The organism is Bradyrhizobium sp. P3_C3 (genome assembly GCF_056402655.1).
This window is the reverse complement of sequence record NZ_JBFUGY010000022.1, coordinates 58,770-80,977: the sequence shown is the minus strand read 5'-3', so window position 1 is coordinate 80,977 and position 22,208 is coordinate 58,770. Positions and strand designations below refer to the sequence as shown.

General features: G+C 65.8%; 18 protein-coding genes. 6 read left to right on the top strand and 12 right to left on the bottom strand.

What is annotated here, in order from left to right:
- Window positions 1–9: 9 nt before the first annotated feature.
- The 4 genes from AC1DW2_RS24205 to AC1DW2_RS24190 form a co-directional block, all read right to left on the bottom strand.
- Entirely contained in the window at window positions 10–543 is a 534-nt protein-coding gene (locus AC1DW2_RS24205; RefSeq protein WP_477007269.1) for a DUF4142 domain-containing protein, read from the bottom strand.
- A gap of 88 nt (window positions 544–631) precedes the next feature.
- Entirely contained in the window at window positions 632–1,297 is a 666-nt protein-coding gene (locus AC1DW2_RS24200; protein WP_477007268.1) for an RNA polymerase sigma factor, read from the bottom strand.
- Window positions 1,298–1,533: 236 nt separating this feature from the next.
- Window positions 1,534–2,403, bottom strand: coding sequence for a sulfurtransferase (locus AC1DW2_RS24195; protein WP_477007267.1), 870 nt, complete (start codon window positions 2,401–2,403; stop codon window positions 1,534–1,536).
- 165 nt (window positions 2,404–2,568) lie between these two features.
- Window positions 2,569–3,903 (bottom strand): dihydroorotase, encoded by a 1,335-nt coding sequence (locus AC1DW2_RS24190; RefSeq protein WP_282521519.1) that lies wholly within the window; start codon window positions 3,901–3,903, stop codon window positions 2,569–2,571.
- Between the two features lie 101 nt (window positions 3,904–4,004).
- On the opposite strand from AC1DW2_RS24190, the gene ygfZ reads away from it, so the two are divergent.
- From ygfZ to AC1DW2_RS24160, 6 genes are all read left to right on the top strand, one after another.
- A complete protein-coding gene (ygfZ, locus tag AC1DW2_RS24185; RefSeq protein ID WP_477007266.1) occupies window positions 4,005–4,880 on the top strand; it encodes a CAF17-like 4Fe-4S cluster assembly/insertion protein YgfZ in 876 nt (291 codons plus the stop codon).
- On the top strand, window positions 4,877–5,503 hold the full coding sequence (locus AC1DW2_RS24180; RefSeq protein ID WP_028152158.1) for a DNA-3-methyladenine glycosylase I: 627 nt from the start codon (window positions 4,877–4,879) through the stop codon (window positions 5,501–5,503). Before ygfZ ends, AC1DW2_RS24180 begins: the two co-directional genes overlap by 4 nt.
- Window positions 5,500–6,114, top strand: a complete 615-nt coding sequence (locus AC1DW2_RS24175) for a YfbR-like 5'-deoxynucleotidase (RefSeq protein WP_085402572.1) — start codon at window positions 5,500–5,502, stop codon at window positions 6,112–6,114. Before AC1DW2_RS24180 ends, AC1DW2_RS24175 begins: the two co-directional genes overlap by 4 nt.
- Window positions 6,115–6,258: 144 nt before the next feature.
- Window positions 6,259–6,765 (top strand): tyrosine phosphatase family protein, encoded by a 507-nt coding sequence (locus tag AC1DW2_RS24170; RefSeq protein WP_477007265.1) that lies wholly within the window; start codon window positions 6,259–6,261, stop codon window positions 6,763–6,765.
- A gap of 19 nt (window positions 6,766–6,784) precedes the next feature.
- Window positions 6,785–7,753 carry an NrtR DNA-binding winged helix domain-containing protein gene (locus AC1DW2_RS24165; RefSeq protein WP_476076290.1) on the top strand — a complete coding sequence of 323 codons (969 nt, stop codon included), beginning with the start codon at window positions 6,785–6,787 and terminating at the stop codon, window positions 7,751–7,753.
- A gap of 51 nt (window positions 7,754–7,804) precedes the next feature.
- On the top strand, window positions 7,805–10,561 hold the full coding sequence (locus AC1DW2_RS24160) for a DUF2339 domain-containing protein (RefSeq protein ID WP_477007264.1): 2,757 nt from the start codon (window positions 7,805–7,807) through the stop codon (window positions 10,559–10,561).
- A gap of 3 nt (window positions 10,562–10,564) precedes the next feature.
- On the opposite strand, the gene AC1DW2_RS24155 is transcribed toward AC1DW2_RS24160, so the two are convergent.
- From AC1DW2_RS24155 to AC1DW2_RS24120, 8 genes are all read right to left on the bottom strand, one after another.
- Window positions 10,565–12,253, bottom strand: coding sequence for a methyl-accepting chemotaxis protein (locus AC1DW2_RS24155; RefSeq protein WP_071916120.1), 1,689 nt, complete (start codon window positions 12,251–12,253; stop codon window positions 10,565–10,567).
- Between the two features lie 284 nt (window positions 12,254–12,537).
- Window positions 12,538–14,508 (bottom strand): methyl-accepting chemotaxis protein, encoded by a 1,971-nt coding sequence (locus AC1DW2_RS24150; RefSeq protein WP_477007263.1) that lies wholly within the window; start codon window positions 14,506–14,508, stop codon window positions 12,538–12,540.
- Between the two features lie 205 nt (window positions 14,509–14,713).
- Complete coding sequence (locus AC1DW2_RS24145; protein WP_477007262.1) at window positions 14,714–16,414, bottom strand: methyl-accepting chemotaxis protein; 1,701 nt, start codon at window positions 16,412–16,414, stop codon at window positions 14,714–14,716.
- A gap of 179 nt (window positions 16,415–16,593) precedes the next feature.
- Window positions 16,594–18,336 (bottom strand): methyl-accepting chemotaxis protein, encoded by a 1,743-nt coding sequence (locus AC1DW2_RS24140; RefSeq protein ID WP_477007261.1) that lies wholly within the window; start codon window positions 18,334–18,336, stop codon window positions 16,594–16,596.
- A gap of 224 nt (window positions 18,337–18,560) precedes the next feature.
- Window positions 18,561–18,794, bottom strand: coding sequence for a DUF6894 family protein (locus tag AC1DW2_RS24135; protein WP_028152150.1), 234 nt, complete (start codon window positions 18,792–18,794; stop codon window positions 18,561–18,563).
- Window positions 18,795–18,949: 155 nt separating this feature from the next.
- Window positions 18,950–19,549, bottom strand: coding sequence for a hypothetical protein (locus AC1DW2_RS24130; RefSeq protein WP_166086373.1), 600 nt, complete (start codon window positions 19,547–19,549; stop codon window positions 18,950–18,952).
- Between the two features lie 112 nt (window positions 19,550–19,661).
- Entirely contained in the window at window positions 19,662–20,648 is a 987-nt protein-coding gene (gene acuI, locus AC1DW2_RS24125; RefSeq protein WP_071916123.1) for an acrylyl-CoA reductase (NADPH), read from the bottom strand.
- Window positions 20,649–20,689: 41 nt separating this feature from the next.
- Window positions 20,690–21,943, bottom strand: a complete 1,254-nt coding sequence (locus AC1DW2_RS24120) for an MFS transporter (protein WP_477007260.1) — start codon at window positions 21,941–21,943, stop codon at window positions 20,690–20,692.
- Between the last annotated feature and the right edge of the window lie 265 nt (window positions 21,944–22,208).

Sequence of the window (22,208 nt, the reverse complement as noted above, 5' to 3'; positions counted from 1 at the left end):
CCACACCCCCTATTTCAGCGCGGCCGCGACATGCTCGGCGTGCTGCTGATGGCCCTGAAAAATCTTCAGGCCGGTCTGCAACAGGCTCTTGAGCTCGGCATTGCTGGCGGACGGGATGAGCTGGGTTTCCAGCGCGCCGTTGACCGCCTTGTGGTAGGCGACCTCGTTCGCGACATAGGCCTTGTCGAAGGCCGCGCCGCTCAGCTTGTCGAGCTCAGCCAGCTTGTCGCTCGCCTGCTTCGACAGCGTCTTGCTGGTATCGTTGTCTTCAGGCGTAACGTTCAGCTTCTTGACCAGCGCCAGCGCCTGCTTGTTGACCGCCTCGTGGTCGCGCAGCATGTCCTCGGCAAACGCCTTGACGTCCTTGTTCTTGGCCTTTTTCTGCGCCTGCTTGGCCGCGTTGATGTCGATCACGCCCGCGGTGTAGGCGATGTGAGCGATCTGCGGATCGGTGGGCTTGTCGGCTGCGCTCGCGCCTTGCAGCAGCGCCGGGCTCGACAACAGAATTGCCGCGGCGATCGCCGCGCTCCATCGGGTGAACATGTTTGAAACTCCTGTGCTGCCGGACGGTTTGCCGGCGTTGCTTCACAGGCATTGGATGGGATTTTCGCGCAAACGTTCCCGAAAAACTTCAGCCGCCGCTGCCGAGCCGCTTCAGCACGGATACGGTCAGCCGCTCGCAGCGCCACCCGGCGAACGGGAACGCGTCCATCACCACCGGACCGATCTCCTTCTCGACGTTCTCGCGCAGCATGGTGCGCGCACGGTGCAGCCGCGTCTTCACGGTCTCGGGCTTGACGCCGAGCAGATCGGCGGTCTCCTCGATGTTCATCCCCTCCATGACGCGCGCGACGAAGACCATGCGGAACACATCCGGCAGTTCGTCGATTGCGCGTTCGACGACGCGCTGGATTTCACGTTGGGCCATGGTCCTTTCCGGATCGCCTGCGGGAGAAACGGGAAATTTTATGATCTGCGCGTCGAGCTCGACATGCGGCTTGCGGCTTCGCGCCCGGCCAAGCGTCTCGTTGATGGCAATGCGCGACAGCCAGGTCGACAGCCCGGACTCGCCGCGAAAGTCGTCCAGATGGGTAAAGGCCCGGACATAGGTTTCCTGCACCACGTCCTCGGCTTCGCTGTCGCTGCGCAGGATACCGCGCGCAAGACGGTAGAGCCTGCGGTTGTTGGCCTGCATGATCTCGCGCAACGCGGCCTCGTCACGGCCCCGCGCGCGGTCGACCAGTTCGGCTTCCGATGCTCTGGCGCCGGCGGACAGGCCGGCTGCGGTCCGCTGCATGGTGGTCACCTGTTTCCATTCGTTCCGGACATTGGATGCAGGCCTGCGAGAAAGGTTCCCGACTTTCTTCCTTATCCTCCCCGGAGGGGGAGGGTCGATCGCGCGTAGCGCGAGCGGGGTGGGGTGACAGTCTATACCTTTGAGGCGGTGCTCGAGTGGAGAGATCACCCCACCCCGCTTCGCCTCTCGCTTCGCGCGACGTGAAGCGACCCTCCCCCTCCAGGGGAGGGTAAGAGCTAGTCCGTCTCGATCGGCAGTGCCGGATCCCTCGCCCATTCGCCCATGGAGGCATCGTACAGCGTCAGCTTGTCGTAGCCGAGCTGTGTCAGCATGAGCAGGTCGATCGTCGCCGAGATGCCGCCGCCGCAATAGCAGATCACATTCTTGTCGCGCGTAACCCCCTGGGCCGCGAATTTCGCCTCGGCATCGGCAAGCGTCGTCAGTGTCTTGTCGGCCTTGGCGAGCGTGGCCGCGGGAACGTTGACGCTGCCGGGCACGCGGCCGGGCCGGCCGTAGCGGCTCGGCTCGAGGCCTTGATGAAATTGCGGCCCGAGCGCGTTGACGATCACGGTCGAGGGATCGCCGATCCGCGCCTTCACGGTGGTCTTGTCGACGAAGAAGCCCGCGCGCGGCGCGGCCTTGAAGGTGGTGGCGGGATAGCCCTTCGGCGCGCCCGTCTCGACCGGCCGTCCCTCGTCCTTCCATTTGTCGAAGCCGCCGTCGAGCACGCGCGCATCGACGCCGAGCGAGCGCAGCATCCACCAGAACCGCGTCGACCACATCATGGTGCCGATGCTGTAGAGCACGATGGTCTTGGATGCGTCAGCGCCGTGGCGACCGAAGGCGGCCTCTAGCTGGGGCACGCCAGCCATCATGAAGAGCTGTTGCGCGGAGATGTCGGAGAACTCGCCTTGCAGGTCGAGGAAATCCGCGCCGGGGACGTGGCCGGCCGCGAACGTCTTGTCGCCGGGCACCGCGCGATAGGGCACATCGCTACCTGATGGCACCGGCTCGTTATAGGTCGTGCAGTCGTAGAGGCGGAGGTTGGGATCGCCGAGTATCGCGGCGAGTTGCGCGGTGGTGATGAGGGGCGTCGGTTGGGACATTGCTCTCTCCCAATTTGAGTCTACGCTTCCTGGCACTCTGTCATTGCCCGCGAAGGCGGGCAATCCAGTATTCCAGAGGCGGCGGTGATCGAACCGAGAAGCCGCGGCGTACTGGATGCCCCGCCTCCGCGGGGCATGACAGCGGAGCGAGAAGCGGGCCGCCCTCTACTGCTTCAGCGTCTCCAGAAACCGCACCGGCTCGCCCTGCGACGGTGTCACGATCTCGCCCTGCCACATCACGCGGCGGCCGCGGATGAAGGTGCCGACGGGCCAGCCCGTGACGCGAACGCCGTCATAGGGGGTCCAGCCGGCCTTCGACGCCACCCATTTGTTGGTGATGGTCTCGCTGCGCTTGAGATCGACGACCGTGAAATCGGCGTCGTAGCCCGCGGCAATGCGGCCCTTGCAGGCCATGTTGTAGAGACGCGCGGGGCCGGCGCTGGTGAGATCGACGAAGCGCGCCAGCGACAGCCGGCCGGCGTTGACGTGGTCGAGCATGAGCGGCACCAGCGTTTGCACCCCGGTCATGCCGGAGGGCGAGGCCGGATAGGTCTTCGACTTCTCTTCCAGCGTATGCGGGGCATGGTCGGAGCCAAGCACGTCGATGATGCCCTGCTCGATGCCGCGCCAGATGCCGGCGCGGTGATCGGCGCCGCGCACCGGCGGGTTCATCTGCGCCAGCGTGCCGAGCCGCTCGTAGCATTCGGGTGCGACCAGCGTGAGATGATGCGGCGTCGCCTCGCAGGAGGCGACATCCTTGTGGTCGCGCAGGAACTCGATCTCTTCCTTGGTCGAGATGTGCAGCACGTGGATGCGCTTGCCGGTCTCGTGCGCGAGCTTGACCAATCGCTGCGTCGCCATCAGCGCCGCGGTCTCGTCGCGCCAGACCGGATGCGAACGCGGATCGCCCTCGATGCGCAGCGACTTGCGGTCGTTGAGGCGGTATTCGTCTTCGGCGTGGAAGGCGGCGCGGCGGCGGATCACCTGGAAGATGCGGCGCAGGCTCTCGTCGTCCTCCACCAGCAGCGCGCCGGTCGACGAGCCGATGAACACCTTGACACCCGCGCAGCCGGGCGCGCGCTCCAGCACCGGCAGATCCTGCACGTTCTCGCGGGTGCCGCCGATGAAGAAGGCGAAATCGCAATGCATGCGATGATGGGCACGCTTCACCTTGTCGGTGAAGGTGGCCTCCGTCACGGTCAATGGAGACGTGTTCGGCATCTCGAACACGGCGGTGACGCCGCCCATCACGGCGCTGCGCGACCCTGTCTCGAGGTCTTCCTTCTGCTCCAGCCCGGGCTCGCGGAAATGCACCTGGGTGTCCATCACGCCGGGCAGGATGTGGAGGCCCTTGCAGTCGATCATTTCAGCGGCAGAGGCCTGCGACAGCGGGCCCAGCTCCGCGATGCGGCCGTTGGTGATGCCGATATCGCGAACACCCTCGCCGTCCTGGTTGACGACGGTGCCACCTTTGAGGATCACATCGAAGCGCTGGGTCATGGCTGAAGGCCTCTCTCATCCCCAAGCGCGGGGCTTGAGGTCTTGTCGTTTATGCCTTGCGGGCTTACGTTCCGGAGCAACATGTCGCAAGAGATTTTCACATGAAATCAGCGTTTCTTCCCGACCGGAGCGTGGTCAAGGTCGCGGGCGAGGACGCGCGCAACTTCCTCAACGGCCTGATCACGACCGATCTCGACAGGCTGAAGCCGGGCCTGGGGCGATTCGGTGCGCTGCTGACGCCGCAGGGCAAGATCATCGTGGATTTCCTGATCACCGAGGTGCCCGCAGGCCATGGCGGCGGGTTCCTGATCGACTGTCCGAAGGCGCTGGCCGAGGGCCTCGCCACCAAGCTGAAATTCTACAAGCTGCGCGCCAAGGTCACGGTGGAAAACCTCGATCTCGGTGTGCTCGCGGCCTGGGACGGCCAGCTTGCGGCGCAGCCGGACCTTGCATTCGCCGATCCGCGCAATGATGCGCTCGGCACTCGCATCCTGATCCCCGAAGACCTCAAGCAGAAGCTGTCCGACCTCATCGGCGCCGAGCTGGTCGATTCCGCCGAATACGAGGCGCATCGTATCGCGCTCGGCGTGCCGCGCGGCGGACTCGATTTCATGTACAGCGATGCATTCCCGCACGAGACCAACATGGACCGCCTTGCCGGCGTCGATTTCGACAAGGGCTGCTATGTCGGCCAGGAGGTCGTCTCGCGCATGCAGCATCGCGGCACCGCGCGCACCCGCAGCGTCAAGGTGCTGCTCGATGACCTCTCGCCGGAGGCCGGCGTCAGTGTTATGGCCGGTGACAAGCCGGTCGGCACGATGGGCTCGTCCGCGCAAGGCAAAGGCATCGCGCTGGTGCGCATCGACCGCGTTGCGGACGCGCTCGATGCCGGCCAGCCGCTCACCGCCGGCGGCCTCGCCGTGAGGCTCGCCGAACCCGACGTCGTCCGCATTCCCCTGAAGCAGCCCATCGCATGAGCCGAGCCCCCCGCCTGCATCCCGACGGAAAGACCCGCTGCCCCTGGCCCGGCGAAGACCCGCTCTATGTCGCCTATCACGACACCGAATGGGGCGTGCCGGAATATGACGACCGTGCGCTGTATGAAAAGCTGATCCTCGACGGCTTCCAGGCCGGCCTCTCCTGGATCACGATCCTGCGCAAGCGCGACAATTTCCGCAAAGCCTTCGATGATTTTCAGCCGGAGAAGATCGCGCGCTACAACGACAAGAAGGTGCACGCGCTGATGAACGATGCCGGCATCGTGCGCAACCGCGCCAAGATCGACGGCGCGATCCTGAGCGCGAAATCGTATCTCGACATCATGGAGAAGGGCCCGGGCTTCTCGAAGCTGTTGTGGGACTTCATGGACGGACGGCCCAAGGTCAACAATTTCAAGACCACTGCGAGCGTGCCGGCCTCGACGCCGCTGTCGATGCAGATCTCCAAGGAACTGTCCTCGCGCGGTTTCAAATTCGTCGGTCCGACCATCGTCTACGCCTTCATGGAGGCGACCGGCATGGTCAACGACCATCTCGTCGACTGCCATTGTCACGCGAGCTGCGGCAAGACGCAGCGCAAGCCGCGCCTTAAGGCCAAATGACCGCGAAGAAAACGGCACGCGACGTGGCATCCCGCGCCTGGCAACGCATGTTGTCGGGCCGGCGGCTCGATCTGCTCGATCCCTCTCCGCTCGATGTCGAGATCGCCGACATCGCGCATGGGCTGGCGCGCGTGGCGCGCTGGAACGGGCAGACCACCGGCGCGCACATCTTCTCGGTCGCGCAGCATACGCTTCTGGTGGAGACCGTGATGCGGCACGAGATGCCGCGCGTCGACGAGCGCATGCGGCTCGCCGCCCTGCTGCACGATGCGCCCGAATACGTGATCGGCGACATGATCTCGCCGTTCAAGGCCGTGCTCGACGGCCATTACAAGGCGGTGGAGAAGCGCCTGCTCGGCGCCATCCACATCCGCTTCGGCCTGCCGCCGGCGCTGCCCGAGGAGATCACGCAAGCCATCAAGGCCGCCGATCGCGGTGCGGCCTATCTGGAGGCAACCGAGCTTGCCGGCTTCAGCGAAAGCGAGGCGAAGCGCCTGTTCGGCAGGGACCCCGGCCTCTCCGACAGCGTCCGCCGCGACTACCTCACGCCCTGGACCGCGGCGCGGGCCGAGAAGCAGTTTCTGGAGCGGTTCAACGCGGTGTTCGCCTAGCATCATCCCTTCGTAGGGTGGGCAAAGCGAAGCGCGCCCACCAAACTAGCCGCAATGTGCGCGGTGCGAAACCGTGGGCACGGCACGATGCGCCTTTGCCCACCCTACGAGCGCTCGCTATAATCAGCGGCAAAAAGGTCCGCCATGATCCACGTCTGTTCCCTCGCCGCCCTTCCCGAAACCGTCCGCCTCACCAGGGCCAGCCATGTGCTGACCGTCATGGCCAATGTCGAGCAGGTGGCACGTCCGGTGTCGGTGCTGCCGGCCAACCATCTCAAAGTGTCGATGGACGACATCACCGAGGAGATGGACGGCTTCACCGCACCATCCGAAGCTCATATCGACCAGGTGCTGAATTTCGTGCGCGGCTGGGACCGCAGCGCGCCGCTGGTGGTGCATTGCTATGCCGGCATCAGCCGCTCCACCGCGAGCGCGTTCGCGGCCGTCTGCGCCCTCAATCCGGATCGCGACGAGATCGCGATCGCCAAGAAGATCCGCGCGGCCTCCCCGATCGCCTCGCCGAACCGGCGCATCGTCGGCCTTGCCGACCGCGCGCTCGGACGCAACGGCCGCATGCTGCGCGCGCTCGACGAGATGGGCCCGGGCGCCATGATGGTGGAAGGCCGCCCCTTCGTGATCGAGCTCGAATGACAACTGCGACATCAGCCGCATGAGCGACACGCAGCTGACGCCGATCGAGATCGGCCTGACCGCGGCGATCGTCGCGATCGAGGACCATGAGCCGCTGATCCTCACCGCGCACAGCAGTGATGGGCTGGCGGGCCTGCCGTTCGGGCCGTTCGATGCGCCGAGCCATCGCACGTTCGAGATCGGCCTGCGCGCCTGGGTCGAGGCGCAGGCGGGCTTGCGGCTCGGCTATGTCGAGCAGCTCTACACGTTCGGCGATCGCGGCCGTCACGCCGAGGCCGGCGACACCGGTGCGCATATGGTGTCGATCGGCTATCTCGCGCTGACGCGCGCGGTGGGCGGCGAGCTCGCAGCGACCGGCGCGAGCTTCGAACCGTGGTATCGCTTCCTCCCCTGGGAAGACTGGCGCGAGGAGCCGCCCGCGATCATCGCCCGTGACATCATTCCGGCGCTGACGCTATGGGCCGAGGAGGAGACGCCGGAGACCACACGCGCTCTGCCGCGCCGGGATCGCGTGCGGTTCTATTTCGGTCTCGACGGCGCGCCCTGGGACGAGGAGCGCGTGCTCGACCGCTACGAGCTCTTGTACGAGGCCGGGCTGATCGAGGAGGCGCGGCGCGACGGCCGTCCTGCGGCATTGGCGCGCAAGGAGCTTCCCGCGCTCGGCACCTCCATGCGATTCGATCACCGCCGGATTCTCGCGACAGCGATCGCGCGGCTGCGTGCGAAACTGAAGTATCGTCCTGTGGTGTTTGAACTTTTGCCCGCGGAGTTCACACTCACTGAACTGCAGTACACGGTGGAGGCGATCTCCGGCCGGCACCTGCACAAGCAAAATTTCCGCCGCCTGGTCGAAACCGAAGCCCTGGTCGAACCGACCGGGGTGATGTCGACACAGACCGGCGGACGGCCGGCGGCGCTCTACCGCTTCCGCCGCGACGTGCTCCAGGAACGACCCGCGCCGGGCTTGCGCGTACGCTCCCGGCGCTAGATCCTAGGATTTGCGTGACCGGCCCCTGCCCGCCGGTTGCCTGGAGGCTTCATGTTCGACGGCCCGTTTGACGTCTTTGCGCTGATCATTGCGATCATCGCGGTCCTGATCGCGATCAAGGCCTCCAGCCAGGCGGCCGAGCTGCGCCGCCGGCTGGCCTCGCTCGAAGAGATGTTTTACGCGCAGCGGCAGGTGCAGCCACCGCCGCTGATGCCCACGCAGGTGCAGGCCGAGGCGCCCGCGACGACGGCCGCCGAGCCGCCGCCGCTCGCGCCCGAAGCCGAGGCAGCACCGCCTCCGCTCGTCACCGAAGAGGTTTCACCGCGGCCGCTCGCAGCGAGCACCGAAGCCGATGCACCGCCGCCGCTTGCGGCGAGCACCGAGGCCTACGCACCGCCGCCTTTGCCCGCGCCGGCGCCTGATATTAGAGAGCCTGGCTTCGAGGAGCGGCTCGGCACGCGCTGGGTGGTCTGGATCGGCGGCCTTGCGCTCGCGCTCGGCGGCTTCTTCATGGTGCGCTATTCGATCGAGGCAGGTCTCGTCGGCCCCGGCGTGCGCGTGTTCCTCGGCGGGCTGTTCGCAGCCGCGCTGCTGGGCGCCGGCGAATGGTCGCGGCGCAAGGAGAGCATCTCCAACATCGCGGCGCTGCCGATCGCCAACATCCCCGCGATCCTCACCGCGGCCGGAACGGCCGTGGCGTTCGCGACCATCTACGCGGCCTATGCGCTCTATGGCTTCCTCGTGCCCGCCACCGCTTTCGTGCTGCTCGGCATCGTCGCGATGGGCACGCTCGCCGCGGCACTGTTGCATGGGCCCGCACTCGCGGGCCTCGGCGTGGTCGGCGCGTTCGTGACGCCGATCCTCGTCTCCAGCGGCAAGCCGGATTATTGGGCGCTCTATATTTATCTTGCGATCGTCACCGCCGCGAGCTTCGGCCTCGCGCGCATCCGGCTGTGGCGCTGGCTCGCGGTGACGACCATCGCCTTCGCCGTGCTCTGGATCTTCCCGGGGCTCGATACCAGCGAGCTGCAGGTCGCGCCGCACGCCTTCCATGCGATCGCGGGCTTCGTGCTCGCCGCTCTGCTCGTGGTCTGCGGCTTCATGTTCGGCCCGACCATCGAGGACGGGGAGATCGAGCCGGTGTCGTCGAGCTCGCTCGGTGCCTATCTGTTCGGCGCGATGCTGATCGTGCTGTCGAGCGCGCATGCGGACCTTGCGCTGATCGCCTTCACGCTGCTCGTTGGTGCGACGCTGCTCGTCGCCTGGCGCGCGCCGGCGGCGACCGGCGCGCTGGGCGCGGCCGCAGCGACCGTCTTCATCGTGTTCGCCGAATGGGCGGTGCGCGCCAATCCCGACATGCTGGTGCTGCCGGGCGGCCCCATGCCCGGCGTTGGACCAACAGCGATCGACGGCGCGGTGACGCTGCATCTGGTGATGGCCGCGATCTTCGCTGCCGGCTTCGGCATCGCGGGCTTTTTCGCGCAGGGCCGGTCGAGCTCGGCAGTCATCCCGGTGGTGTGGTCGGCGGCCGCCGTTGCGACGCCGATCGCGATCCTCGTTGCGCTCTACGCGCGCATCGCCCATCTCGACCGCTCGATCCCGTTCGCGATCCTCGCGGTGCTGCTCGCCGCCGCCTTTGGCGCCGCGACCGAAGCGCTGGCGCGCCGCGAAGATCGGCCGGGCGCTGCGACCTCCGTCGCGCTGTTCGCGACCGGCACGCTCGGCGCGCTGGCGCTGGCGCTGACCTTCGCCCTCGAAAAGGGCTGGCTCACCATCGCGCTGGCACTGATGTCGCTCGGCACGGCCTGGATCTCGCTGCAGCGGCCGATCCCGGTCCTGCGCCGGCTCGCCGCCATCTTCGCCGCGATCGTTACCGCGCGCATCGGTTATGATCCGCGCATCGTCGGCGATGCCGTCGGCACCACGCCGATCTTCAACTGGCTGTTGTGGGGCTACGGCCTGCCGGCGGCCTCGTTCTGGGGCGCGAGCATCTTCCTGCGCCGCCGTAGTGACGATCCGCCGCTGCGCATCGTGGAGGCCGCCGCGATCCTGTTCACCGCGCTGCTCGCCTTCATGGAGATCCGGCATCTCGCCACCGGCGGCCGCATGACGTCGCCGCCCTCGCTGCTCGAATTTGCCCTGCAAGTCTGCGTCGCGCTCGCCATGGCGATCGGGCTGGAGCGGCTGCAGCTGAGGAGCCACAGCATCGTTCACAACGTTGGCGCGATCGCGCTCACCGCGATCGCCGGGCTCATCAGCGTGTTCGGCCTGCTGATCCTGGAGAATCCGTGGCTGCTCTCCAGCGTCGATGTCGGCGGTCTCGTCTTCAACCTGCTGCTGCTCGGCTACGCGCTCCCGGCGGTGTTGATGCTGCTACTGTCCTATGCGGTGGCCGGACATCGCCCCGTCGCCTATGCGAACACGATTGCCGGCGGTGCGCTGGTGTTCGCGCTCACCTATTTGACGTTGGAGATCCGCCGCTTCTATCACGGCCCGGTCTTGCTTTACGGCGCCACCACGGGCGCGGAGCAATACACCTATTCGATCGGCTGGCTCGGCTTCGGTGTGGTGCTGCTCGGCGTCGGCATTCTCGTCAACTCCGAGCGGGCACGGCTGGCGTCGGCCGCGGTGATCGCGCTGACGATCCTGAAGGCCTTCGTGATCGACATGTCGACGCTGACAGGCGTCTACCGCGCGCTGTCGTTCATGTGCCTCGGCATCGTGCTGGTCGCGATCGGGTGGCTCTACCAGCGCATCCTGTTCCGGCGGCAGATAGCACCGCCGCCGGCTCCGCAGGCGAGCACTTGAGGATCAAGCCGCGCGGACCGACTCCAGGAACTGCGCGACCTCGACTTTGAGCCGCGTGCTGTCGGTCGCCAGCGATTTCGCCGCCGACAGCACCTCCGTCGACGCCGAGCCGGTCTCGATCGCACCGCGCTGAACGTCCGTGATGTTCATCGAGACCTCCTGCGTGCCGACCGAAGCCTGCTGCACGTTGCGCGAGATCTCCTGCGTGGCCGCGCCCTGTTCCTCGACGGCGGCTGCGATGGCCGCCGCCACCTCGGACAGCCGCTCGATGGTGCCGCCGATCTCCTGGATGGCGCTGACGGATTCCTGCGTCGCGGACTGGATCCCGGAGACCTGCGCCCCGATCTCGCCGGTCGCTTTCGCGGTCTGCTCGGCCAGCGCCTTGACCTCGGAGGCGACGACCGCGAAGCCGCGGCCGGCTTCACCGGCACGCGCAGCCTCGATGGTGGCGTTGAGCGCCAGCAGGTTGGTCTGACCGGCAATGGTGTTGATGAGCTCGACCACGTCGCCGATACGCGATGCCGCCTGCGACAGCGCGTTGACGCGGTCGTTGGTCCGCGTCGCCTGCTCGACGGCCTCCGCGGCCATCCGCGCCGAATCCTGCACGCGGCGGCTGATCTCGGTGATGGAGGACGACAGCTCCTCCGATGCGGACGCAACCGCCTGGACGTTGGTGGAGGCTTCCTCGGACGCCGCAGCGACCACGGTCGCAAGCTCCTGCCCCCGCTGCGCGGTGCTGCTCAGCGTGGTCGCGGAGGCCTCGAGCTCGGTCGAGGCCGACGACACGGTGCCGACGACCTCGCCGATCATGGCCTCGAACTTGCGGGTGATGGCGTCGACGCGGCGGCCGCGTTCGATCTTGGCCTCGGCGTCGGCCGCAGCGACTTCGTCGGCGGCCTTCTTGGCGATCAACGCCTGCTTGAAGATCTGGAGCGCATCCGCCATCGAGCCGATCTCGGTCTTCTCGCCGCGATGCGGCACCTCGGCGGAGAGGTCGCCTTCGCCAAGCGACTGCATCGGATGGATGATCGAGGCAATGCCGCGAGAAACGTCACGCACGAGATAATAGGCGGCACCGATCGCGATCACGACCGAGAACACGATGATGCCGACCAGCACGCGGAAGATCGTGGCATAGCTGTCGGCCGCCTGCTTCGTCTCCAGCTCGGCGCCCCGGTTGTTCATCTCGATGCCCTTCTGGAGCAGCGGGTCGGCGGCCTGGGCCATCTTCGCGACCTTGGTCTGCAACAGCTCGTTGGCATCGGTCGGGAAGCGACCGACGCCCTTGCGCGACAGCGCCATGACATCCTGCACCCCGTTCAGGTACTCGGCCCACGCCTTGCTCCACTGCTCATAGAGCGAACGCTCCTCGGCTGAGGTGATCAGCGGCTCGTAGACCTTGCGGGTCTGGTCGATGCGCGCCTGCAGCGAGGCGAGGCGCTTCTCGGCGGCTTCCTTGCCCTCGGCGGTGTCCTGCATCAGGTGCAGGCGCAGCGCGACGCGCAACTCGTTGATGTCGGCGCGGAGCGAGCCGAGCGCACGCACGCTCGGCAGCCAGCTCTCCGCGATCTCGACGGTGTGGGAATTGATACTCTGCATGGTGCCGATCGCCATCACGCCGACGCCGGCGAGCGACAGCACGAGGACCGACAACACGGTCAGAAGCTTGAACACGATCGACAACTTCGACATCACAGCAAATCCCGATGAGACCTAGCAACGCGCAAATCACCTGCGCCGCCATCGTCACGACGGACGACAGGGCGGAAGTCAGTTCAACAATGCTGGCTGATTTTTATCCCGTAAGATTGCGCTCATAGTTGCAAACAGGCGTTAACAGGAACCTACGTGAAACTACGGAATTCGCTGTCGCCGCCGTTATATGTTCCGCAATTATTGGTTGCAATGCAGCAGACATCGCGCGACGCCACACTGGCGCACCGCGATGCGCGGCTCGAACGGAGCAACTGACGACCTCACGCCGCCCGCACCGACTCCAGGAAGCGCGCGACCTCGCTCTTCAGCCGGTTGCTCTCCTGAGACAGCGATTGCGCCGCCGAATGCACCTGGGCCGACGCAGCCCCGGTCTCGCCTGCGCCGCGCTGGACGTTGCCGATATTGGCGGAGACTTCCGAGGTGCCGTGCGCGGCATGCTGGATGTTGCGGGAGATCTCCTGCGTCGCGGCGCCCTGCTCCTCCACCGCTGCGGCGATGGCCGAGGAAATTTCCGACATCCGCGCGATGGTGTCGCCGATCTCCTTGATCGCGCCGACCGAATCCTGCGTCGCGGTCTGGATCGCGCCGATGTGCTGGCTGATCTCGCCGGTGGCCTTCGCGGTCTGCTCGGCGAGCGCCTTCACTTCGGTCGCGACCACCGCAAAGCCCTTGCCGGCCTCGCCCGCACGTGCCGCCTCGATCGTGGCATTCAGCGCCAGCAGATTGGTCTGGCTGGCGATGGTGTTGATCAGCTCGACCACGTCGCCGATGCGGCCTGCCGCTTTGGTCAGCTCAGCGACGCGCGCGTTGGTGCGCTGGGCCTGCTCGACCGCGACGTCGGCGACGCGAGCCGATTCCTGCACCTGGCGGCTGATCTCCGAGATCGATGTGGTCATCTCCTCGCTCGCGGACGACACCGACTGCACGTTCGCGGACGCCTCCTCCGAGGCCGCCGCCACCGCCGTGGCGAGCCCGTTGCCGCGCTCAGCGGCCTGCGTCAGCGTGTTGGAGGACGCCTCGAGCTCGGTTGCCGCCGACGACACCGTATCGATGATCTCGCCGACTGCGCCTTCAAACCCGTCGGCGAGGCGCTGCATGTCCGCCTTGCGCCGTTCGCGCCCGCGCGCGTCAGCCTCGGCCTGCTCCGCACGCAGCCGCTCTGCCTCCGCCATGTTGGTCCTGAACACCTCGACCGCGCCGGCCATCTCGCCGATCTCGTCCTTGCGCCCGACACCAGGGACGGAGATCGAAAGCTCGCCGCGTGCCAGCCGCGTCATCGCACCGACCATGCCGGACAGCGCCTTCGAGATCGAGCGCCCGAGGAAGAAGCCGACCACGGCAAGCACGACGACGGTGAGAGCGAAAGCGATCATCATCCACATGCGCACGGCATCGCGCGTTGCGGCCTCGGCGGCGTCCGCCTGCCTGTACATGGCGTCGACGGCGGCCCGCACCTCGACCATGGAGGGTTCGAGCTCGCGGAACGTCTTCATCATGCTGGCGTCCAGCGCAGCGCTCTGCTGCGCGGTCTCGGCCCAGGCCGCGAACTCGGACTGGTATTTCTGGAGCTTGGCCGTGATGTCGTTCATCACCGCCGTCGGGACTGCGACCACCTCGATCGCCTTGGAGAATTCGACCCCGGCCTTCTTCACTTCGGCAATGTATTTGGGGTCGCGCCGCAGCATGAAGTCCTTCTCGTGCCGGCGCATCATCAGCATCCAGCTCGTCGTCCTGGAATCGTCGATCTCCTTGAGCTTCACCTCGATGTCGTGCACGGCGGCGCGGAGCGAGCCGGACAGGCCAAGCGTCTCGTTCAGCCCAAGTCTGGTCTCGGCCACGACGAGCGCCTTGAAATCCTCGGCATAGCGTTTGAAGCCGTCATGCGCCTGCCTGGTCTTGTCGGACAGCGCGCTCATGCCGCCGGCCGCCATCAACCGCTCGACCTCGTCGAAATCGCGGTTGATCGGTCCCATCAGCTCGGCATGGGCCTTGGCGTAGCTTTCGTTGCGGCGCTGCTGAAAATTCTTCTCGTTGCGGCGCGCCTCCAGCATCTCGATCGTGAGCTGCTTGTTGAGGTCAGCGATCGCGCGGGCGCGGTTGGCAACGGTGCGGGAGGCGTCCTGAGAAAAGCTGCCGATCTCGTAGATCGCGCCGAAGACGACGAGACCGACAAGGCCGAAGAGTCCGATCGCCATGACCTTGTGGGTGAGGCGAATGGAGAAGCCGCTCATTGAATGTGCTCCGATACGTTCGATACGCAATACAGGGAGGGCGCCTCGGCACCCGAATATTGCGAGATCATGACTGCATCGGTTTTCCGGAAGGTTAACCGTGCAGACCTTCTCACCGCGGCATCGGCTGCGGACGCATGCGAACCGCCACGCGTCCTCGCGCGGCGGTTGCAATCGGCGGATGATGGGGTGAGGACGGCCGCCCTCAGGCGGCGCGCACCGTGGTGAGGAACTTCCCGACCTCGAGCTTGAGGCGGTTGCTGTCGCCGGACAGCGACTGCGCAGCCGAAAGCACCTGCGACGACGCCGAGCCGGTCTCGCTCGCGCCGCGCTGGACGTCGGTGATGTTGGACGACACTTGATGGGTGCCTTCCGCCGCCTGCTGCACGTTGCGGGAGATTTCCTGCGTCGCCGCGCCCTGCTCCTCCACCGCTGCCGCGATCGCCGAAGAGATCTCCGACAGGCGTTCGATGGTGTCGCTGATGTCCTTGATGGCGCCGACCGATTCCTGGGTAGCAGACTGGATGCCGGAAATCTGCTGGCCGATCTCGCCGGTCGCCTTCGCGGTCTGCTCGGCAAGCGCCTTCACTTCGGAAGCGACGACGGCGAAGCCACGGCCAGCTTCACCGGCACGCGCAGCCTCGATCGTGGCGTTGAGCGCCAGCAGGTTGGTCTGGCCGGCGATGGTGTTGATCAGCTCGACGACGTCGCCGATCCGCGTTGCCGCCTTCGACAGTTCGCTGACACGTTCGGTGGTAGTGCGGGCCTGGCCGACGGCTTCGCTCGCCACGCGCGCGGATTCCTGCACCTGGCGGCTGATCTCGGTGATCGAGGACGACAGCTCCTCGGTCGCCGAGGCCACCGACTGCACGTTGGTGGAGGCTTCCTCAGAGGCCGAAGCGACCACGGTCGCGAGCTGCTGCGCGTGCTCCGCGGTCGAGGTCAGCGTCGTCGCGGAAGCCTCGAGCTCGGTCGAGGCCGAGCTCACGGTCTCGATCACCTCGCCGACGGCGGTTTCAAACTGGTCGGCAAGCCGGAGCATGTCCTGGCGACGCTGCGCCGCGCTGCGCTGCTCCATCTCCTTCTGCTCGGCTTCCATCCGGATCTTGGCAAGGCCGTTCTCCCGGAACACTTCCGCGGTCTTGGCGACTTCGCCGACCTCGTCCTTGCGATCAAGGCCGGCGATCTCGACCTGATAGCGGCCCGCGGCAAGCTCCTGGAGCACACCGACGATCATGCGGATCGGCCGCGCGATGCCGTACTGACCGATGATGAAGCCCAACGCGCCGCCGATGATGACACCGAGGCCTGCGAGGATGATCAGGAAGCGTGACGTCGATTCATACTGCTCGCGCGCTTCCTTGCTCTTCTCCTCGACGCGCGTATTCAGCCGATCGGCGAGTTCGCGGATCTTGCCTTGAAGGTTCTCCGCAGCGGTCCTGCTCTTCATCGCGATGTCGCGCAGCTTGTCTGCGCTGTCGCTGAGCTTCGCCGACTTCTCGGCATCGACGGCCGCGAGCGTCGTGTCCATCTGGCTCTTGTAGGCCGAGAACGCCTCGCGCACGCCCGGGAGCAGCGTCTTGGCGTCCGGGGTCTGGCTGACCTCGTCGAAACGCTCCTGATACTGCTTGAGCTGGGCGTTGATGACATCACGCGCGGCGAGGCGATTGTCGTCACGCGGATCAAGCGCACTGCGGAATTCAGCGCGGTTCAGCGCGATGACGTTCTGGTTGGCGCGCGCGGCGAGCAAGGCCCGCTTGGCCGCGGTCGACATCACGTCGGCCTTTTCGCTGAGATCGCTGAGGGCGGAGACGCCAATCCAGGCGATCGCGGCACCGATCCCGCACAGCAGGACGACGATCCCGAGGATCTTGCTCAGGATGCGGAAGCGGCCGAGAAAATGCATGACTGGAACCCTTCATGGACGCTGCCGCTCAAGCGGCTGAATTCCCATGAACTTCGTCCAAAACCATTCCGCTTCCCTTAACCACGTTTGCCGTAGAAACACGGAGTTTTCACCGCGATCGACGCCGCTCTTGCATTCCGAGAGTTGCGCAGGGAGCAAGGCTCTCCCTGCGGTTTTGGTCAGGCCGCGCGAACGGTACCCAGGAACTTGCCGACCTCGAGCTTGAGGCGATTGCTGTCGCCGGACAGCGACTGCGCCGCCGCCAACACCTGCGAGGACGCCGAGCCGGTCTCGCTCGCGCCGCGCTGCACGTCGGTGATGTTGGACGACACTTGATGGGTGCCTTCCGCTGCCTGCTGCACGTTGCGCGAGATCTCCTGCGTCGCGGCGCCCTGCTCTTCGACCGCAGCCGCGATCGCCGAGGAGATCTCCGACAGCTTCTCGATGGTGTCGCTGATGTCCCTGATGGCGCCGACCGAATGCTCGGTCGCAGCCTGAATGCTGGCGATCTGCTGGCCGATCTCACCGGTCGCCTTCGCGGTCTGCTCGGCGAGCGCCTTGACTTCGGAGGCGACCACGGCAAAACCGCGGCCCGCTTCGCCGGCGCGCGCGGCCTCGATCGTGGCGTTGAGCGCTAGCAGGTTGGTCTGGCCGGCGATGGTGTTGATCAGCTCCACGACGTCGCCGATCCGCGTCGCCGCCTTCGACAACTCGCTGACACGGTCGGTCGTGGTACGGGCCTGGCCGACCGCTTCGCTCGCTACACGCGCGGATTCCTGCACCTGCCGGCTGATCTCGGTGATCGACGACGACAGCTCCTCCGTTGCCGACGCCACCGACTGCACGTTGGTGGAGGCCTCTTCGGAGGCCGCCGCGACCACGGTGGTGAGCTGCTGCGTGCGCTCCGCGGTCGAGGTGAGCGTGGTGGCGGATGCTTCAAGCTCCGTGGAAGCCGACGACACCGTACCGACGATCTCGCCGACGGCGCCTTCGAAGCTGTCGGCGAGCCTGCGCATCTCGGACTTGCGCTGCTCGGCCGCGAGCTGATCCTGCCGCGACTTGGCTTCCGCGTCCTCTCGCGCCTTCTGTTCGGACACGATCTTGAATTTCTCGACGGCACCGGCGACTTCGCCGACCTCGTCCTTGCGGCCGAGGCCCGGCAGCACCACAGAGAAATCGCCGCCGGCGAGCTTCTCCATCGCCGCCGTCAATGCGCGCATGGGCCGCGCAATGCTGAAGACGGAGAAGATGCACGCCCCGATCAGAACCAGCGCGACCAGCACGCCGGCGACGAACGAGGTCCGCGCGACGGACGCGGCCTCAGCTTCGGCTTCGGCGCGGGCTTCGGAACTCTTCTGCTTGGCAAAGTTGATGATCTCGTTGGTCAGCTCCGATATCTCTTCGTTGATCGGCGCCAGCATCTCCTTGCGGATGCGGTCGACCTCGGCCACGAGCTTTGCGAGCGGTGCTGCCGCCTCGCCCTCCTTCTTCGCGCTCAGGGCGAGCTCCTGCTTGCGGATCGCTTCGATCTGCTGTTGCCCCTTGCTGAAATTGCCGACCAACACGACCAGGCGGTCGATCCGCTTGTGATTCTCCAGCGAGCGCGACAGCTTCGCCATCTCGTCCGCGAATTTCAGGGCCGCGGTCTGCCGATCGTTGAAATAGGTGACGGCCTTCTGCAACTCGGCCGGCGACGTGGAGCTCAGGATGTCACGAATGCCGATCTGCATCCCGCGGACCGACGCTTTGGCTTCCGCGGCGCTTTGCGCGATCGACTGCTGCCCCGATGCCCCATTGCTGAGCTTCTGAACCGCAGCGTCGCCGTTCATTTGGAGGACGATCATCAGCGCGACGAGCGCGATGGTGAGTGCCGAGGTCACAGCGAGCTTGGTGCCAATTCGCAGGTTCTGAATGAACATCATCGACATAATCCCCGGATACGCATTGCCGCGCCGACGCGCGTGAACAGTCCGGGAAGGCTAACCGCGAGGTTACTCATTAACGTTAAGGGTGGCCGCGGCAGCCTGGGTAGAAATACTGAAATGGTGCTTAAACTACTGCAGTTGCGCACTTTTCACGTGCAACGCGATGGATCTCGCGGATTTGCACGCACTGGCGTCCGTTAACGGTTGCCCGTTCGCGGTCATCAGCACACGGTCTCACCGACCAGGCTGACGCGGAAGACCGGCTTCTTGTTCTCGTCGAGCAGCTCCATGCTCCACTTCGCATTCGGCTTCAGGTTGCGCGCGATGCTGCCGAGCAGGTTGGCGCAGACCTCGCTCATCTCGGCCCAGGCGGCGGCGCGATCCTCGAACTCGTAAGGCTGGTCGGCGGCGCCGGAATAACGACCGGTGCTGATGCGAAAGAAATACAACGACATCGTAGAATCCTTGCACCCCCCGGCCCTGGGCAAAACTGGGACGCGAGTCGCTACCAAGGCATGAAAGCCGCCGTCCGTATGACTACGGCGCGGCGGCTTGGTGACCGATGAATATTCTCAACGACAAAATGCGCGGGCGGTCCCGCGCAGCCAGGTCACTGGGTCGAGCGGCGCAATTCCAGCGGAGCGTCGTTCCTGGCGGGCTCCGATTTGGCTTCGGACTTCACCGGCTCGAGCCGGCTGCTCTCGACACGCGGCGTCTCGACGCGCGCGGCGACTTCAGTGTTGGACGCAGCGACCGAACCGGTGCGCTCCGAAGAGCGCAGCGAGCGCGGACGCGCCGTCGCGCGGGCCATCAGCATCTGATTGCCGCCCTGGTGGTGGAAGTCGCAATAGGCGAAGCCCATGCCCGACACCGAGCCGCGGAAGCTGCGATCGTCGGTCTTTTCCAGGTTGAAGCAGGGCTCGAACGGAATGCCCTTGATCGAGGCGCAGACGTTCTGCCCGCGGATCTGGAGCGTGTTGCCGGGCAGGCGGAGATGCTTCACCGGGCCTGCGCCCGAGAACTGCACCGCGCCGGCGGCGCCGAGGTCGTCCAGGATGCGGCCTGCGCCGCGGGTACCGTCGAAACAGGTGAAGGCGAACACCTTACCGGCAACGAAGCGGCGCGCCTCGTCGGCGTTCATGCTTCCTGCAATGGCCGGCGCAAACGTCGCTGCCGCCGTGACAGCCCCCAACACAATACGCGCAAGCATGCTCAACTCCGAACCAACCCCAGCGCGGGCGATGCCTTATCTCTTTACCCGCTGCTTACCATACTAACCAAGGCAACATTGAAGCAGCTTGGTTGGTAAAGTCTGAACGCCGTTAGACAATTTTTACCACGATGCGGCCGCGGACCTGACCGGCGAGGATTTTCGCGCCCCACTCCGAAACTTCCTCAAGCGGAATTTCATGAGTAATTTCAGATAGTTTTGTCCGATCCAGATCCGAGGCCAGACGCTGCCAGGCGGCTTTCCGCGGCTCGATCGGGCACATCACGGAATCGATGCCGAGAAGGCACACCCCGCGCAAAATGAAGGGTGCGACAGAAGACGGCAGGTCCATGCCGGCCGCCAGGCCGCACGCCGCGATCGCGCCGCCATACTTCGTCATCGACAGGAGATTCGCGAGCGTGGTCGAGCCGACGCTGTCGACGCCGCCCGCCCAGCGCTCCTTGGCGAGGGGCTTGGCCGCCGCCGACAATTCATTGCGGTCGATGATCTCGGCCGCACCGATCTCTTTCAAATAGTCGGCTTCCGAGGCGCGGCCGGTCGAGGCGATGACGTGATAACCGAGCTTCGAGAGCACGGCAGTGGCGACCGAGCCGACGCCGCCGGCCGCGCCCGTCACCACCACAGGGCCGCTCTTCGGCGACAGGCCGTGCTTCTCCAGCGCCAGCACCGATAGCATCGCGGTGAAGCCGGCGGTGCCGATCGCCATCGCGTCACGCGCCGACAGGCCCTGCGGCAAGGCGACCAGCCAGTCGCCCTTGACCCGCGCCTTCTCGGCATAGGCGCCGAGATGGGTCTCGCCCATGCCCCAGCCGGTGCAGACGACCTTGTCGCCCGCCTTCCATTGCGGATGGGAGGAGGTTTCAACCGTGCCGGCGAAATCGATACCGGCGATCATCGGGAAGCGACGCACCACCGGCGCCTTGCCGGTGAGCGCGAGGCCGTCCTTGTAGTTCAACGTCGACCATTCCACGCGGACCGTGACATCACCGTCCATCAGTTCGGCGTCGTCGAACTGCGTGAGTGCGGCGGTGGTGCCCTTGTCCGCCTTGTCGATCCGGATCGCCTTGAATGTGGCCACGACTGAACTCCCTGGACTTGTTTCAGGGGATGTTTAGCCGATCAGGCAGGCTGCGCAACCGCTCGCTGAACCGGTTTCTCGACGATCGGAAGATTGATCAGCGCGGACAGCACGCCGAACAGGATCGAGAGCCACCAGATCGGCGTATAGGAACCGAACTTTTCGAACACGATGCCGCCGAGCCAGACGCCGAGGAAGCCGCCGACCTGATGGCTGACGAAGGCAAAGCCGTAGAGCGTGGCGAGCCAGCGCGTGCCGAACATCAGCGCCACCAGCGCCGAGGTCGGCGGCACCGTCGACAGCCAGGTCAGACCGGAGACCGCACCGAATGCGATCGCCGAGAACGGCGTGATCGGGAACGAGATGAAGGCGAGCGTCGCAAGCGCGCGCGTGAAATAGATCGCGGAGAGGATGTAGCGCTTGGGCAGCGAGTTCTGGAGATAGCCGACGCTCAGCGATCCCATGATGTTGAACAGGCCGATTGCCGCGATCACCCAGCCGCCGGTTTGCGTCGAGATGCCGCGATCGACCAGGAACGCCGGCAGATGCACGGTGATGAAGGCGAGCTGGAAACCGCAGGTGAAGAAGCCGAGCACCAGCAGCACATAGGAGCGATGGCCGAAGGCTTCGGCGAGCGCTTTCGTAAAGGTCTGCTCATCCGCGGGCGCAGCGTTCGCCGTGGTTGCGACCGGCGGCGTCGAGAGTGCCAGCGACAGCGGGATGATCAGCAGCATCAGGAAGCCGAACACGGTGAGCGCCTGCTGCCAGCCGAAATTGTCGATCAGCGCGACGCCGATCGGCGCGAACAGGAACTGCCCGAACGAACCCGCCGCGGTGCCGGCGCCGAGTGCAAGCCCGCGCTTCTCGGCCGGCAACAGCTTGGTGAAGGCCGACAGCACCAGATTGAAAGAGCAGCCGGCGAGACCGAAGCCGACCATGACACCTGCGCCGATGTTCAGCGACAGCGGCGTCGAGGAATAGCGCATTAAAAGAAGGCCGCCGGCATAGAGCAGCGCGCCGACGCACATCACCCGGAACAGGCCGAAGCGATCGGCGACCGCGCCGGCAATCGGCTGGCCCAATCCCCACAGCAAATTCTGAAAGGCGATGGCGAGGCCAAACACGTCGCGGCCCCAGGCGAACTCATGGCTCATCGGCTGCACGAAGAAGCCGAGCGCCGAGCGCGGGCCGAAGCCGAGCATGCCGATCGCACAGCCGCAGAGAATGATGATCGCCGGGGTGCGCCAGGAGGAGGAACGCGAAACCGGACCGAGCTCGCCCGCTTGAGTGGACATGGGTTCCTCATCAGTCGCTGGCGGATCCGGAATGGGCAACCGCGAGTCACGCGTTTAATGCAGATGCATGAAGATCCCAAGTCAAAAATGATTGCGTTCCACGAAGGGCTGGCGCCGGAGCATTGCGTTTCATCGCGGCCCTCCCCGACGCGCCGAGCGCGATTTGACGGGAATGTGTGCGGCGGGGGCTAGCGGCTTGCTCGGGCGCGTGTTATCTTCGATCTACTCAGATTGAGTATATGGGAGCTCTAGCGAAACCCACCGG

Coding starts and splice junctions, on each gene's coding strand:
- AC1DW2_RS24205 (WP_477007269.1), bottom strand. CDS start 543: ATGTTCACCCGATGGAGCGCGGCGATCGCCGCGGCAATTCTGTTGTCG.
- AC1DW2_RS24200 (WP_477007268.1), bottom strand. CDS start 1,297: ATGCAGCGGACCGCAGCCGGCCTGTCCGCCGGCGCCAGAGCATCGGAA.
- AC1DW2_RS24155 (WP_071916120.1), bottom strand. CDS start 12,253: ATGTCGAAGTTGTCGATCGTGTTCAAGCTTCTGACCGTGTTGTCGGTC.
- ygfZ (WP_477007266.1), top strand. CDS start 4,005: ATGAAATCAGCGTTTCTTCCCGACCGGAGCGTGGTCAAGGTCGCGGGC.
- AC1DW2_RS24195 (WP_477007267.1), bottom strand. CDS start 2,403: ATGTCCCAACCGACGCCCCTCATCACCACCGCGCAACTCGCCGCGATA.
- AC1DW2_RS24170 (WP_477007265.1), top strand. CDS start 6,259: ATGATCCACGTCTGTTCCCTCGCCGCCCTTCCCGAAACCGTCCGCCTC.
- AC1DW2_RS24160 (WP_477007264.1), top strand. CDS start 7,805: ATGTTCGACGGCCCGTTTGACGTCTTTGCGCTGATCATTGCGATCATC.
- AC1DW2_RS24145 (WP_477007262.1), bottom strand. CDS start 16,414: ATGCATTTTCTCGGCCGCTTCCGCATCCTGAGCAAGATCCTCGGGATC.
- AC1DW2_RS24135 (WP_028152150.1), bottom strand. CDS start 18,794: ATGTCGTTGTATTTCTTTCGCATCAGCACCGGTCGTTATTCCGGCGCC.
- AC1DW2_RS24120 (WP_477007260.1), bottom strand. CDS start 21,943: ATGTCCACTCAAGCGGGCGAGCTCGGTCCGGTTTCGCGTTCCTCCTCC.
- AC1DW2_RS24180 (WP_028152158.1), top strand. CDS start 4,877: ATGAGCCGAGCCCCCCGCCTGCATCCCGACGGAAAGACCCGCTGCCCC.
- AC1DW2_RS24190 (WP_282521519.1), bottom strand. CDS start 3,903: ATGACCCAGCGCTTCGATGTGATCCTCAAAGGTGGCACCGTCGTCAAC.
- AC1DW2_RS24140 (WP_477007261.1), bottom strand. CDS start 18,336: ATGATGTTCATTCAGAACCTGCGAATTGGCACCAAGCTCGCTGTGACC.
- AC1DW2_RS24165 (WP_476076290.1), top strand. CDS start 6,785: ATGAGCGACACGCAGCTGACGCCGATCGAGATCGGCCTGACCGCGGCG.
- AC1DW2_RS24130 (WP_166086373.1), bottom strand. CDS start 19,549: ATGCTTGCGCGTATTGTGTTGGGGGCTGTCACGGCGGCAGCGACGTTT.
- AC1DW2_RS24150 (WP_477007263.1), bottom strand. CDS start 14,508: ATGAGCGGCTTCTCCATTCGCCTCACCCACAAGGTCATGGCGATCGGA.
- AC1DW2_RS24175 (WP_085402572.1), top strand. CDS start 5,500: ATGACCGCGAAGAAAACGGCACGCGACGTGGCATCCCGCGCCTGGCAA.